The following is a 12,758-nucleotide window of genomic DNA, read 5'->3' as shown; positions in this document are numbered from 1 at the left end:
GCCTTTCTCGTGTCTGACCTCGTGGTGTCAGTCCTTGAAGTTGCGGCTGACCTTGATCTGGTCCCAGGCCCAGACGACCTGTTGCAGCTGTTCTTCCTGGCTGCGGTCGCCGCCGTTCATGTCGGGGTGCAGCACCTTGATCAGCGACTTGTAGGCCTTGCGGACCTCGGTCTTGGTCCAGCTGTCCTTGGCCTCGAGGATCTCGATGGCCTTGCGTTCGGTGGGGGGCAGTCGCTTGCCGGCGTTGGTGCCGCCGTTGCGGCCCGGGTTCTGGGTGGCGTTCTTGCCCAGCACCTGGTGCGGGTCCTCGATGCCGAGGCGCGCCCAGGCGCGGGTCTCGGGATCGGTGAAGGCCTTGGTCTCGCGCTCCCAGACCTTGTCCTTGGAGCGCTGCGCATTGATCTCGGCCTCGGTGGTGCCGTCAAAGAAGTTCCACTTGAGGTTATATTCGCGCACGTGTTCCTGGCAGAACCAGAAATATTCATCGAGCACGTCCGGCGCCTTGGGCGCGCGGAACTTGCCCGGCTTCTCGCAGCCTTCGTGCTCGCAGGCACGTGTCGAGGTCTCGGACGCACCAGACATGCCCCGACGCCCGCGTGGGTTTTTCTTCTTGGCCGATGACACGGACATATCGAAGCCAAACGGGTCTGGTTTCGCCATTGCGCATTACCTCCAGGCACATCTTTTCGACTCGGAGGCAGGAGTTTACTGTAAGTGCCGAGAGATAGAAGAGGGGGCGGCAAAAAAGTTTTGCCGATACAGGCCACATGCCCGTGATTGACGACATCAAGACAAAACTCGAAAGCGCGTTTTCGCCGACCGATCTGAACGTGGTCGACGACAGCGAACGCCACCGCGGTCACGCGGGGTACCAGGAAGGTGGCGAGAGCCATTTCAACGTGCGGATTCGGTCAGAATCCTTTGCCGGGCAATCCCGGATCGCGCGTCACCGCGCCGTGCACGCCGCCCTTGGACGCGACCTTGTGGGCCGCATCCATGCGCTGTCCCTCGATATCGGGGTTCCGGGCGAATAATCGCCGCCGGGGTCAGGATTTCTTGGCCTGTTCCTCGGCGTTGCGGCGCACGACCTTCTCGATCCCTGTCAGGGTCTCGCTGTCGGCGTCCATGCCGGTTGCGGGCTCTGCCTCGGCCGGTTTCTCCGGTTCCGGGGGCCTTGCCGAGGGCGGTTCGATCGGGCGCGCCGCGGGCTTGGCCGGGGTCGTGCTCACGGCGGGGGCGCTGTCGCCCTCATCAAGGTCCGGACGCTTGGCAAAGAGCGGCGGCGTGCGCCCCTCGCGGCCCTTGGCGCCGCCCAGTTCAGAACCCGCGCGGGTGACACCGCCACCGGCGGCCAGCGCCATCATCGGCGCGCCCGAGCCGACCACCTGCCAGGGCGTTGCGCCGTCGTCATCCTCGGCCTCGATCGGTGCGCGGCTGACCGAGCCCTTGCCGAGCGCGCGGCGGAACACCAGCACGTTGCGCCAATTGGTTGCCGAGCCGGTGAGGCCGGTGCGTTCCTCGCTGGGCAGCAGTTCGGCCCGCAGGTATTCCCAGCCCTCCGCGCCCATCTCGTTCAGGAGCGACTCGACGGAGAGGGCGAAGCGGCCCTCCGACGTCTTCACGCCCTTCGCCTTCTGCCCCTTGGTCGGTGCGGGAACCACCTTGTACTCGAACCTTGCCATAAGCCTGTCGCGCCTTTACTGCCGAACGTCTTTGTTCCCGCAATCTAACAGGTTTCGCACCGGGCAAAAGTCCTGACGTCGGCGACTATTTGCGGAGGATGGCGATCTGCCGCCCGGCGTTGTCCGGACGGGGCAGATCGGACTGCTCGCCGGCAAATTCCCGGATCTTCGCCATGATGTCCTCGGGGAAGGGGGCGACCTTCGGGGCGCCGGACTGGTCGATGGACAGGAACAGCGACTCGCCGGTGGCCGCCAGCCAGCCGTCCTCGTGGTAGAGTTCCTGATAGCTGTGCACGCGCTTGGCGTCGTAGTCGACGATCTGGAACGAGCAGGTGACCTTGTCGTTCACATGCAGCTCGCGGATGTAGCGGATGTGGAATTCGGCCGTGTAGGTCGTCATCTTGCGTTCGTCGCGGTAGGCGGGGCCAAGGCCGAAACGGTCCCAGACGTCATCGACGCCCTGGTCGAACAGCACCGAGTAGTAGGCCATGTTGAGGTGGCCGTTATAGTCGATCCACTCGGGTTTCACGATCATCGGCTGCGATCTGAATGGGCGGTTCATCCTGTCCTCCGTCTGGGTGGTCCCGCGACCCGGTCGGGACCGGGCAAGAAAAAGGCCGGCAGTGATTGCCGGCCCCGCTATCCTGTGTCGCCCGTCTCAGAGACCGAGCTTTTTCATGACGAGCTCGTTCACGGCGGCCGGGTTGGCCTTGCCGCCCGTGGCCTTCATGACCTGCCCCACGAACCAGCCCGCGAGCTTGGGGTTCGCCTGAGCCTTCTCGACCTGCGCCGGGTTGGCCGCGATCACCTCGTCCACGGCGGCCTCGATGGCGCCGGTGTCGGTGACCTGCTTCATGCCGCGCTCTTCGACGATCTGGCTCGGGTCGCCGCCTTCGGCATAGACGATCTCGAACAGGTCCTTGGCGATCTTGCCCGAAATGTCGCCCTTCTGGATCAGGTTGATGATCCCGCCCAGCTGCGCCGGGCTTACCGGGCTCTCGGAGATGCCCTTGTCGCCGTCCTTCTTCAGGCGGCCAAACAGGTCGTTGATCACCCAGTTGGCGGCCAGCTTGCCGTCGGAGGCGTTCGCCACGTCCTCGAAGAAGGCGGCGTTCTCGTGCTCGGCGGTCAGGACGCTGGCGTCATAGTCCGACAGGCCATAGTCGCCCATGAAGCGGGCCTTCTTCTGGTCCGGCAGTTCCGGCAGCGAGGCGGCGATGTCGTCCACCCACGCCTGCTCGATCTCGAGCGGCAGCAGGTCGGGGTCGGGGAAGTAGCGGTAATCGTGCGCTTCTTCCTTGGATCGCATAGAGCGGGTCTCGCCCTTGTCCGGGTCGTAGAGGCGGGTTTCCTGATCGACCTTGCCGCCGCCCTCGACGATGGCGATCTGGCGGCGCGCCTCGTACTCGATGGCCTGCTGGATGAAGCGCATCGAGTTCATGTTCTTGATCTCGCAGCGGGTGCCGAGGTGCGAGAAGTCCTGCGTTTCCTGATACTTCTCGTAGGCGCCGGGCAGGCAGATCGAGACGTTGACGTCAGCCCGCAGGTTGCCGTTCTGCATGTTGCCATCGCAGGTGCCAAGGTAGCGCAGGATCTGACGCAGCTTGGTGATGTAGGCGGCGGCCTCTTCCGGGCCGCGGATATCGGGGCGGCTGACGATCTCCATCAGCGCCACGCCGGTGCGGTTGAGGTCGACGAAGGACATGTGCGGATCCATGTCGTGGATCGACTTGCCGGCGTCCTGTTCGAGGTGGATGCGCTCGATGCGGACCTTGCGGGCGACACCCGGGCCCATTTCGACCAGCACTTCGCCTTCGCCCACGATGGGGTGGTAGAGCTGGGAAATCTGGTAGCCCTGCGGCAGGTCGGGGTAGAAGTAGTTCTTGCGGTCGAAGGCGCTGGTCAGGTTGATCCCGGCCTTGAGCCCCAGCCCGGTGCGCACGGCCTGTTCCACGCAGAACTCGTTGATTACGGGCAGCATACCGGGCATGGCCGCGTCCACGAAGGCCACGTTCGAGTTCGGCTCGGCGCCGAACTTGGTCGAGGCGCCCGAGAAGAGTTTCGCGTTGGACGAGACCTGCGCATGGACCTCCATGCCGATCACCAGTTCCCAGTCGTGCTTGGCCCCGGCGATGGTCTTCACCTTGGGGGCCTCGTAGGTCAGATCCAGCATGTTCCGCGCCTCTTCATCGCAATATCGGCTTGCGTTCTAGGCCAGCCACGGCGAGGGGGCAAGAGGGGGGCGGGCCCGGTTTGTGGGCCCGGTGTGCAGGCCCGGTCTTCAGGCGGCGTCGAACCGGGGGCCGTCGATGGTGAAGGTCACGTGCCCGCCCTTGTTGATCTCTTCGCGGAACAGTTCGCCGATGGCCTGAAGTGCAAAGCGGCGGCCGCGCGCGGCGAAGCGGTTGACCGAGCTTACGCGGGCGTTGTTGTCGAAGGGGTCCAGCGCATGGGCCCAGACCAGCGGATGCACCTCGGTCAGGTGGTCGCGGATCAGCCAGTCGGCGCAATCGGCGATCAGGTAGCGGTTGAAGTCGGCCTCGCTGCTCTCGCCCTCGTTCTGGCGGATGGTGATCGAGCAATAGGCGGCCAGCAGGTTGATCATCTCCTGCTCGGGGCGGGCGGCGATGATGTCGCGCAGGCCCTCGATGAAATACTCCACGTCAAGGCGCGCGCAGGCGATCTCGTCCATGGCGATGGCGTCGAAGTTGACCCAGGCATAGGCCCCGGCGCCCCAGATGTCCTGTGTGCGGGCGGCGGTGCGCCGCGCTTCTAGTTCCAGCCTGTCGTAGGAGCCGAACCAGCGCGGCAGCAGATGATAGCCGAGCGCGCGCATGTGGCGGTGGTTGTGCGGGTCGAGGTCGATCAGGTCCTCGTAGTCGTCGCTGACGCGGCCCTCGGGGTCTTCCTCGCCGGCCAGCAGGGCGCATTGGGCGGTGGCGATCAGCGGGCTGTCGAGTTCGAGGCCGCTGAACGGGGCCATGATGGCGATGGCGCGGTCGAAGTGCGTCTTGAACCGGGTGCGGTGCAGCTTGGGCAGGCGCGAGTCGGGCCGGTTGCCGTGCCAGGCCCAGGCCACGTCGATATGGGTGAGGGCGACGACCAGCGCCATGTAGGGGTCGTCGTTCATGTCGCGGCGCATGTTCTCCAGCGACTTGATCCCGTCGGTGATGAAGCTCTCGTCCGAGGGCGTGCCCTCGTCGAGCGCATGTTCCGCCGCCAGCACCACGTCGCTGCGCGCGCCAAAGGCCAGCAGTTCGCCGATGGGGACACCGCCGGGGGTAACGGCTCGGGTCTGGTCGGCTTCACGGATTTCGTCGATCAGCTCGTCCCAGCGTTCCTGCCGCGCGAGGAACTGGCCGCGCGCCTCGGTGTCGCGGGCGGCGCGCGCATCGGCGGTGGTTTCCTTGACGGGGATCGAGAGGTGCTGGTCGTAGCGGGGCGAGGCCAGCGCATAGACCGGGGTCGGCTCTTCGGCGGGCCCCTGCGCGCGGGTCAGGCGGGCGAGGGTCGTCGAGACCATCCTGTTCAGTCTGTCGAGCCCGAGCGGCAGGGTATTCATTGGCAGCAGTCCGCGATTGGGTGTCCGGTAGGTTCGGACATCCTCCGCTCCGTTTCGGGCGCAATGATGGCGGGGGTGGGGTGTTTCGGGACAAGCTTTGTGGCTTATCGGGACAGTTGCGGGCAATTGCGGCGGCTTCTTGCCGGAAGGGCTCAGAACACGGTGAAATGATGGCGCTGCACCGCAACGCCCCGGGCCTCCAGCGCGGCCTCGAACACCCGGTGGGGCGGCAGGCACTCGGCCGGGATGCGCAGGCGGGTGCGGTTGGTAAGGATCGCGGTGGCACGCACCGAGAAGTCCCATCGGGTGTCGAGCCGCATGTGATCGATCTCGGCCAGAGCCACGCTCGCCTGCCTGCGGCCGCTGTGCCAGTGCAACATCAGGTTGTCGAGGTGTAGCCCCGCCTCGGGGTTGCGCCAGAGATCGTGGAGCGCGGGCAGGGTCAGCAGCGCGAAGAAGCCGACGATCCACCACGCGGCATCGAGCAGAAGCAGCGCGGCGGCCATCAGGGCATAGGCGAGGGCAAGGGCCAGCAGGGCGCGCAGCGATCGGCCTTGCCGGGTAAAGACGAGGGGCGCCGCGCTCACCGACCGCCCGAGACGTCGAGAAAGGCCCCTGTCACGTAGCTCGCGGCGTCCGACAGCAGGAAGAGGGCGGAGTCCGCCACCTCCTCCGGGGTGCCGACCCGTTGCATCGGCACCATGTGCGCCAGCCGCTGGGCGCGGTCGGGCTGCCCGCCCTTGGCATGGATGCCGGTGTCGATCAGGCCGGGGCGCAGGCTGTTGACGCGGATTTTGTCCACAGAAACCTCCTCCGCCAAGCCCTTGGTAAATATGTCGATTGCGGCCTTGGAGGCTGCGTAATCCACAAACTGGTTTGCCGAGCCGAGACGTGCAGCTGCCGACGAGATGTTGACGATTGCACCGCCCGAGCCCTGCGCCTGCATCCGCAGGACGGCGGCCTTGGCGACCAGCATCGCGCCGATCACGTTGATGTCGAACATCCGGCGCAACCGCTCGTGGGTCATGTCGGTGACCTTGGCGGGCATGTCGACCACGCCCGCGTTGTTCACCAGCGCGTCGATCCGCCCATAGGCGGCGTCGAGCGCCAGAAACAACTCGTCGATCTGCGCGGGGTCGGCGACGTCGGTCTTGTGCGTCACCACGCGCGCACCTGCGGCCCCGGCGGTGCGCGCCACCTCCTCGATGCCGGAGGCGTTGCCGTTGTAGGTCAGCATCAGATCATAGCCGCGCGCGGCGGCGAGGGCCGCGATGGCGGCCCCTATGCCGGAGCTGGCACCGGTGATCAGGAGAACCGGGCGCATCCTCAGGCCCCCAGAATGCGCGAGACCATCTCGCTGGTGTCGCGGGAGAGTCCGGGCTGCGCCATGATCCGGTCCAACTGGGCCCGCACGAGGCCCTGCCGCCCGGCGTCGTAGCGCTTCCAGGTCTGGAAGGCCGAGCACATGCGCGCGGTGGTCTGCGGGTTGACCGGGTCCAGCGTGATCAGCCAGTCGGCCAGCAGGGCATAGCCCGACCCGTCGGCAGCGTGGAACCCGGCATGGTTGCCGGCCAGCGCACCCAGCGTGGCGCGGAAGCGGTTGGGGTTCTTCCAGTTGAAATCCCGATGCTGGGTCAGGGCCTTGGTGACCGAAGCCGTCTGTCCTGGCTGCGCCATCATCACCTGCAGCGAGAACCACTTGTCGATCACCAGCCGGTCATGCTGCCACTGGTCGTAGAAGGCGCCGAGTTCGGCCTCGCCCTTGCCGGTCTTGAGCAGGCAGGTCAGGGCCGAGAGCTGCAGGGTCATGTTGTCGGCCGTCGCGTATTGCCGCGCCGCCTCGGCGCCGCCATCCAGCCGGCTGATCAGGGCGAGCACGGCCCCGGCCAGCGCCCGCTTGCCCGACTGCTCGGCGTCGGGCGCATAGGGGGCGTCGACCCGGGACTGGGCGAAGAGGCGCGGCAGGGTGTCCTGCGCGTGTTCCGCCAGCGCCTGACGCAGGGTTTCGACCGCCGTCCAGATCGCCATCGGATCGGGTGTGATGCCCTTTTCGGCGAGGGACGCGGCCAGTTCGGACTGCCCGGGCAGGCCCAGCATCAGGGCGCGATAGGCAGGGTCGAGCGTGTCGTCGCGCAGCACCGCGAGGATGCCGTCAAGATAGGCGCTGTCAGGCACCGCGCCCTCGGCCGCCATCTCCATCAGGTTGGCCCGCGCCAGCGCGCTGCCCGCTTCCCAGCGGTTGAACGGGTCGGTGTCATGCGCCAGCAGAAAGGCGCGCTCCTCGGTGGTACTCTCGCGTTCGAGGATCACCGGGGCGGAAAACCCGCGCAGGATGGAAGGGACGGGCTTGCTGCCGAGCCCGGTGAATTCGAAGCTCTGGCGCGCCTCGGTCAGTTCCAGCAGCTCGGTCTCGCGCACCTCGTCACCGTTCTGGCCCAGCAGTCCGACGGCCACCGGGATCACCTGCGGCTGGGGGGCGGGCGTGGCGACGCTGGCGGGCGTGCTTTGCGTGAAGGTCAGCGTGTAAGTACCTTCGGAATAATCCTCTTCCACCTGCACGCGCGGCGTTCCGGCCTGCGAATACCAGCGCTTGAACTGGCTCAGGTCGCGGCCGGTGACATCTTCGAAGACCTTCAGCCAGTCCTCGATGGTGCAGGCCTCGCCGTCGTGGCGGGCGAAATAGAGGTCCAGCGCCTCGGCATAGGCGGCGTCGCCGACCAGCCGCTTCAGCATCCCGATCACCTCGGCGCCCTTCTCGTAGACGGTCGCGGTGTAGAAGTTGTTGATTTCCTGAAAGCTCTCGGGCCGAACCGGGTGCGACAGCGGGCCGTTGTCCTCGGGGAACTGGCGCGCGCGCAGGTCGATGACATCGCCGATGCGCTTGACCGGGGCCGAGCGCATGTCAGAGGTGAACTGACTGTCCCGGAATACCGTCAGACCTTCCTTCAGGCAGAGCTGGAACCAGTCGCGGCAGGTGATCCGGTTGCCGGTCCAGTTGTGGAAGTACTCGTGGGCGATGATTGCCTCGATACGTTCGAAATTCATATCTGTAGAGGTCTCCGGGCTCGCCAGAACCGCGGAAGAGTTGAAAATGTTCAAGCCCTTGTTTTCCATCGCGCCCATGTTGAAGTCGTCCACGGCCACGATATTGAACACGTCGAGGTCGTATTCGCGTCCATAAACCTCTTCATCCCACTGCATCGACTTCTTCAGCGCCTCCATGCCGAAGGCGCATTTGCCTTCGTCCCCCGGGCGCACCCATAGGTTCAGGTCGACATGGTTGCCGGAGCAGGTGGTGTAGCTGTCGGAGTGGGCGACGAGTTCGCCCGCGACGAGGGCAAAGAGATAGGCGGGCTTGGGCCAGGGATCGTGCCATTCCGCCCAGCCATCGCCGCTCTTCACCGGGTTGCCGTTCGACAGCAGCACCGGCAGGTCGCCCTCGATGCGCACGGTAAACACGCTCATCACGTCGGGGCGGTCGGGATAGTAGGTGATCTTGCGGAAACCTTCGGCCTCGCACTGGGTGCAGTACATGCCGTTCGACATGTAGAGCCCCTCGAGCGCGAAGTTGTTGGCCGGGTCGATCTCGACCTCGGCCTCCCAGATGAAGGGCGCATCGGGGACATCGCAGGTCAGCCCCTCGGGCGTGACCTCGGGGGTGACGGCCTTGCCGTCGATCCGGGCCGAGATCAGCTTGAGCTTTTCGCCATGCAGGAAGAACCTGTGCGCCGGGGCGTCGGGGTTCGGCTCGAACGCGATCCGGCTTTTGACCCGGGTGGCGTTGGGAGAGAGCACGAAGGTGAGGCTGACCGAGCGGAGCACGAAGCCGAAGGGCTGGTAGTCCTTGAGGTAGATGGTCTGCGGCGCGGCGTCTTTCATGTCTGATCCTTGCTGAGCTTGGACAAGGCGGAACCATGCCCTTTGCCCTGTTGTTAAGTCTCAAACCCTTAGGCTGCAACACTCGCGACCGTTCGGGTGGCGTAGGCCCGTGCTGCCTGACGACCATAGAGAGGAGAACGCTGTGTCGGCTCCCGAAACGAATACCGAGAAACAGGTGAAACGCCATCGTGGCCCGCTGATCGGCATCGGCCTGTGCCTTGCCTTTGTCGTGGTCCTGACGGCGGGCTGGATCATCCTTGCGGGTCAGGAGGCCGAGGACCCGGCGGGGGCCGCGCCGGACACCAATCCGCAGGTGATGGAGGGCGAGAGCGGGAACGGCTCCTAAGAGGCGCCTTCTCGAACGAGCGAAGAATGTCCGGAGACTAGCAAAATTTTTTTGAAATAGATCTCGTCGAAGATTGGTAACAAAAGCTGACCAGCTTGTTGCCTATAGGAAACTTTTGGTTCTAATTGGCGCAAACACCAGCCGAAGGACCAGAATCCATGACGACGCGACAGGACAGAAACGGCCTGCAAGTTGCCACCGAACTCGTCGAGTTCATCGAGGGGCGGGCGCTGCCGGGCACCGGTGTCGACACCGCGGCCTTCTGGGCGGGTCTCGCGCGCATGACCGCTGAACTCGGGCCGAAGAACCGGGCGTTGCTGGCGCGGCGCGAGGAGATCCAGCAGCAGATCGACGGTTGGCATGTGCAGCGACGCGGCCAGCCCCACGACGCGGCCGCCTACGAGTCCTTCCTGCGCGAAATCGGCTACCTGCTGCCCGAGGGCGCTGACTTCGCGATCGAGACGGCCGGGGTCGACCCCGAGATCGCCGCGGTTCCGGGGCCGCAGCTGGTGGTTCCGATCACCAACGCCCGTTTCGCGCTGAACGCGGCGAACGCGCGCTGGGGCTCGCTCTACGATGCGCTCTACGGCACCGATGCGCTAGGCGACCTGCCCGCTGGCGGCGGCTACAACGCCGAACGCGGCGCACGGGTCATCGCCTGGGCCAAGGCGCACCTCGACAAGGCGGTGCCGCTGGCCGGCGCGTCCTGGGCCGAGGTCAGCAAGATCGCGGTCGAGGACGGCGCGCTGGTGGTCGAGGCTGGCGGGAAATCCGTCGCGCTGGCCGAGCCGGGGCAGTTCGACAGCTACCGCACCAACGACAATGGGCAGCCCGAAATCCTGTTCAACAAGAACGGTTTGCTGATCGAGGTCGTGGTGGACCCGAGCCATCCGGTGGGCCAGCAGGACCCGGCGGGCATCTGCGACGTCTGGCTCGAGTCGGCCATGTCCACCATCATGGACTGCGAGGACTCGGTCGCCTGCGTGGATGCCGAGGACAAGGTCCTGGCCTATTCGAACTGGCTTGGCCTGATGAAGGGCGACCTCGCCGAGGAGGTCACCAAGGGCGGCAAGACCTTTACCCGCAAGCTGAACGCCGACGAGACCTTCACCACCCCGTCCGGGGAGACGAAGGTGATCAAGATGCGCTCGCTCATGCTGGTGCGCAACGTCGGGCACCTGATGACCAACCCCGCCGTTCTGGATGCCGAAGGGCGCGAGATCGGCGAGGGGCTGATGGACGCGCTGGTGACCACGGCGATCGCCATCCACGATCTGCAGGCCGAGGGTGGAAACTCGGTCCACGGGTCGGTCTACGTGGTGAAGCCCAAGATGCACGGGCCCGAGGAAGTCGCCTTTGCGGTCGAGATCTTCGACTTGGTCGAGGACATCCTCGGTCTGCCGCGCAACACGGTGAAGCTCGGGATCATGGACGAGGAGCGCCGCACCTCGGTGAACCTCAAGGAATGCATCCGCGCGGCAAAGGCGCGCGTGGCCTTCATCAACACCGGCTTCCTCGACCGGACGGGCGACGAGATCCATACCTCGATGGAGGCCGGGCCCATGCTGCCCAAGGGCGAGATGAAGTCGACGGCCTGGATCGCCTCCTACGAGGACCGGAACGTCGATATCGGACTGGCCTGCGGCTTGCAGGGCAAGGCGCAGATCGGCAAGGGCATGTGGGCCATTCCCGACCGGATGGCTGACATGCTGGAGGCCAAGATCGGTCACCCGAAATCGGGCGCGAACTGTGCATGGGTGCCGTCGCCCACGGCCGCCACGCTCCATGCCACCCATTACCACCAGGTCGATGTCTTTGCCCGTCAGGACGAGATCAGGGCAGGGGGCGCGCGGGGGACGCTGGGCGACCTGCTGACCATTCCGGTCATGGCAGGGCGCAACCTGTCGGACGAGGAACTGGCCCGCGAGATCGAGAACAACGCGCAGGGCATCCTCGGTTACGTCGTCCGCTGGGTCGATCAGGGCGTCGGCTGTTCCAAGGTGCCCGACATCCATGACGTCGGCCTGATGGAAGACCGCGCGACCTGCCGCATCTCGAGCCAGGCGTTGGCCAACTGGCTGCACCACGGCGTCGCGGACGAGGCGCAGGTGATGGCGGCAATGCGCAAGATGGCCGCAGTGGTGGACCGTCAGAACGCCGATGACCCGGCCTATCGCCCGATGGCGCCCGGATTCGAGGGCATCGCGTTCCAGGCGGCTTGCGACCTTGTCTTCAAGGGCCGGGTTCAGCCCTCGGGCTATACCGAACCGGTGCTGCACGCGCGCCGGCTGGAGCTCAAGTCGGCCGGCTGAGGCCGGATCAGGGCCATTGGAACTCATGCGAGCGGCAGAGCGCAGTCACAGGCGCTTTGCCGCTTAATTGTGCGTATGGGCAGATTGGCTTGCGCCGTGGTGCAGGGCCGTCTTGTTGCGGGCCGGGCCGGGGTCTACTACATTATGGGCGTGAAGAGAGGCCAGGCAGAGCCATGAAACGTCCCGTCATCGGTATCATCGGAAACGTCCACCTTCTGAACGACCAGTATCCGGTCCATGCCGGCGGGTCGATGAACTCCTGCGCGGTGGCGCATGTGGCGCACGGTCTGCCACTGCTGATCCCCGCCGATCCGAACCTCGTTTCGGTCGATGACCTGCTGGAAGCCTGCGACGGCTTCGTGCTGACCGGCGGTCGGCCCAACGTTCACCCGGAAGAATATGGCGAGGCCGCGACCGAGAAACACGGCGCCTTTGACCGCGCCCGCGATGCCATCGTCCTGCCGCTGGTGCGGGCCTGCGTCGAGCGCGGGCAGCCCTTTCTCGGCATCTGCCGCGGGTTTCAGGAGGTCAACGTGGCGATGGGCGGCACGCTCTACCCCGAGATCCGGGAACTGCCGGGCCGTATGAACCATCGGATGCCGCCGGACGGCACGATGGAAGAGAAATTCGCGCTGCGCCACGAGGTGACGGTGACCGAGGGCGGCCCGTTCCACCGCGTTTTCGGCAAGACGGCGGTGATGACCAACACGCTGCACGGGCAGGGGATCAAGGCCCCGGGACCGCGCATCGTCATCGACGGCTACGCCCCCGATGGCACGCCCGAGGCGATCTACGTGAAGGATGCGCCGGGCTTTACGCTGGCCGTGCAATGGCACCCGGAATGGGATGCCGAGAACGATCCGGTGTCGCGCCCGCTGTTCGAAGCCTTCGGCGAGGCGACGCGGGCCTGGGCGGGTGGCGCGCGGCCTGAGATGCTAAAGCGGACCGGGTAACAGCCCGGTATACCATTGCATTCC

General features: G+C 65.8%; 12 protein-coding genes. 4 read left to right on the top strand and 8 right to left on the bottom strand.

Annotation, left to right across the window (positions count from 1 at the left end):
- Positions 1–27: 27 nt before the first annotated feature.
- On the bottom strand, positions 28–660 hold the full coding sequence (locus DDT93_RS13830) for a DnaJ domain-containing protein (protein ID WP_109466444.1): 633 nt from the start codon (positions 658–660) through the stop codon (positions 28–30).
- 107 nt (positions 661–767) lie between these two features.
- Between DDT93_RS13830 and DDT93_RS13825 the strand changes: the two genes are divergently transcribed.
- Positions 768–1,034, top strand: a complete 267-nt coding sequence (locus tag DDT93_RS13825) for a BolA family protein (protein WP_109466443.1) — start codon at positions 768–770, stop codon at positions 1,032–1,034.
- Positions 1,035–1,046: 12 nt separating this feature from the next.
- Here the strand turns inward: DDT93_RS13825 and DDT93_RS26945 are convergent, their stop codons facing one another.
- The 7 genes from DDT93_RS26945 to pepN all read right to left on the bottom strand — a co-directional run bounded on the left by DDT93_RS26945 (position 1,047) and on the right by pepN (position 9,123).
- Positions 1,047–1,682 carry a DUF4177 domain-containing protein gene (locus tag DDT93_RS26945; RefSeq protein WP_232825458.1) on the bottom strand — a complete coding sequence of 212 codons (636 nt, stop codon included), beginning with the start codon at positions 1,680–1,682 and terminating at the stop codon, positions 1,047–1,049.
- A gap of 85 nt (positions 1,683–1,767) precedes the next feature.
- Positions 1,768–2,244: a thioesterase family protein gene (locus DDT93_RS13815; RefSeq protein WP_109466442.1), complete on the bottom strand. Its 477-nt coding sequence runs from the start codon at positions 2,242–2,244 to the stop codon at positions 1,768–1,770.
- Between the two features lie 96 nt (positions 2,245–2,340).
- Positions 2,341–3,855, bottom strand: coding sequence for an Asp-tRNA(Asn)/Glu-tRNA(Gln) amidotransferase subunit GatB (gene gatB / locus DDT93_RS13810; RefSeq protein WP_109466441.1), 1,515 nt, complete (start codon positions 3,853–3,855; stop codon positions 2,341–2,343).
- A gap of 108 nt (positions 3,856–3,963) precedes the next feature.
- The gene (locus DDT93_RS13805) at positions 3,964–5,244 is read right to left on the bottom strand and encodes a hypothetical protein (protein ID WP_109466440.1); all 1,281 of its coding nucleotides are present in this window, start codon (positions 5,242–5,244) and stop codon (positions 3,964–3,966) included.
- A gap of 152 nt (positions 5,245–5,396) precedes the next feature.
- Positions 5,397–5,831, bottom strand: coding sequence for a hypothetical protein (locus tag DDT93_RS13800; RefSeq protein WP_109466439.1), 435 nt, complete (start codon positions 5,829–5,831; stop codon positions 5,397–5,399).
- Positions 5,828–6,568 (bottom strand): SDR family oxidoreductase, encoded by a 741-nt coding sequence (locus DDT93_RS13795; RefSeq protein WP_109466438.1) that lies wholly within the window; start codon positions 6,566–6,568, stop codon positions 5,828–5,830. Before DDT93_RS13795 ends, DDT93_RS13800 begins: the two co-directional genes overlap by 4 nt.
- 2 nt (positions 6,569–6,570) lie before the next feature.
- Complete coding sequence (pepN, locus tag DDT93_RS13790; protein ID WP_109466437.1) at positions 6,571–9,123, bottom strand: aminopeptidase N; 2,553 nt, start codon at positions 9,121–9,123, stop codon at positions 6,571–6,573.
- A 142-nt stretch (positions 9,124–9,265) separates the two neighbouring features.
- Here pepN and DDT93_RS13785 point away from each other — a divergent pair, with 142 nt between their 5' ends.
- The 3 genes from DDT93_RS13785 to DDT93_RS13775 all read left to right on the top strand — a co-directional run bounded on the left by DDT93_RS13785 (position 9,266) and on the right by DDT93_RS13775 (position 12,734).
- Complete coding sequence (locus DDT93_RS13785) at positions 9,266–9,469, top strand: hypothetical protein (protein WP_109466436.1); 204 nt, start codon at positions 9,266–9,268, stop codon at positions 9,467–9,469.
- Positions 9,470–9,627: 158 nt separating this feature from the next.
- Entirely contained in the window at positions 9,628–11,781 is a 2,154-nt protein-coding gene (locus DDT93_RS13780) for a malate synthase G (protein WP_109466435.1), read from the top strand.
- Between the two features lie 173 nt (positions 11,782–11,954).
- Positions 11,955–12,734 carry a gamma-glutamyl-gamma-aminobutyrate hydrolase family protein gene (locus DDT93_RS13775; protein WP_109466434.1) on the top strand — a complete coding sequence of 260 codons (780 nt, stop codon included), beginning with the start codon at positions 11,955–11,957 and terminating at the stop codon, positions 12,732–12,734.
- The last annotated feature ends 24 nt before the right edge of the window (positions 12,735–12,758 follow it).

This window comes from Albibacillus kandeliae, from assembly GCF_003116585.1.
Lineage (GTDB): Bacteria > Pseudomonadota > Alphaproteobacteria > Rhodobacterales > Rhodobacteraceae > Albibacillus > Albibacillus kandeliae.
Note: the sequence above shows the minus strand (reverse complement) of the source record. Positions and strands in the feature narration are given on the sequence as shown.

Bases quoted from the DNA above. Each gene is read 5' to 3' on its own strand.
- DDT93_RS13775 (WP_109466434.1), top strand. From the start codon at position 11,955: ATGAAACGTCCCGTCATCGGTATCATCGGAAACGTCCACCTTCTGAAC.
- DDT93_RS13830 (WP_109466444.1), bottom strand. From the start codon at position 660: ATGGCGAAACCAGACCCGTTTGGCTTCGATATGTCCGTGTCATCGGCC.
- DDT93_RS13795 (WP_109466438.1), bottom strand. From the start codon at position 6,568: ATGCGCCCGGTTCTCCTGATCACCGGTGCCAGCTCCGGCATAGGGGCC.
- DDT93_RS13805 (WP_109466440.1), bottom strand. From the start codon at position 5,244: ATGAATACCCTGCCGCTCGGGCTCGACAGACTGAACAGGATGGTCTCG.
- gatB (WP_109466441.1), bottom strand. From the start codon at position 3,855: ATGCTGGATCTGACCTACGAGGCCCCCAAGGTGAAGACCATCGCCGGG.
- DDT93_RS13825 (WP_109466443.1), top strand. From the start codon at position 768: ATGCCCGTGATTGACGACATCAAGACAAAACTCGAAAGCGCGTTTTCG.
- DDT93_RS13815 (WP_109466442.1), bottom strand. From the start codon at position 2,244: ATGAACCGCCCATTCAGATCGCAGCCGATGATCGTGAAACCCGAGTGG.
- DDT93_RS26945 (WP_232825458.1), bottom strand. From the start codon at position 1,682: ATGGCAAGGTTCGAGTACAAGGTGGTTCCCGCACCGACCAAGGGGCAG.
- pepN (WP_109466437.1), bottom strand. From the start codon at position 9,123: ATGAAAGACGCCGCGCCGCAGACCATCTACCTCAAGGACTACCAGCCC.
- DDT93_RS13780 (WP_109466435.1), top strand. From the start codon at position 9,628: ATGACGACGCGACAGGACAGAAACGGCCTGCAAGTTGCCACCGAACTC.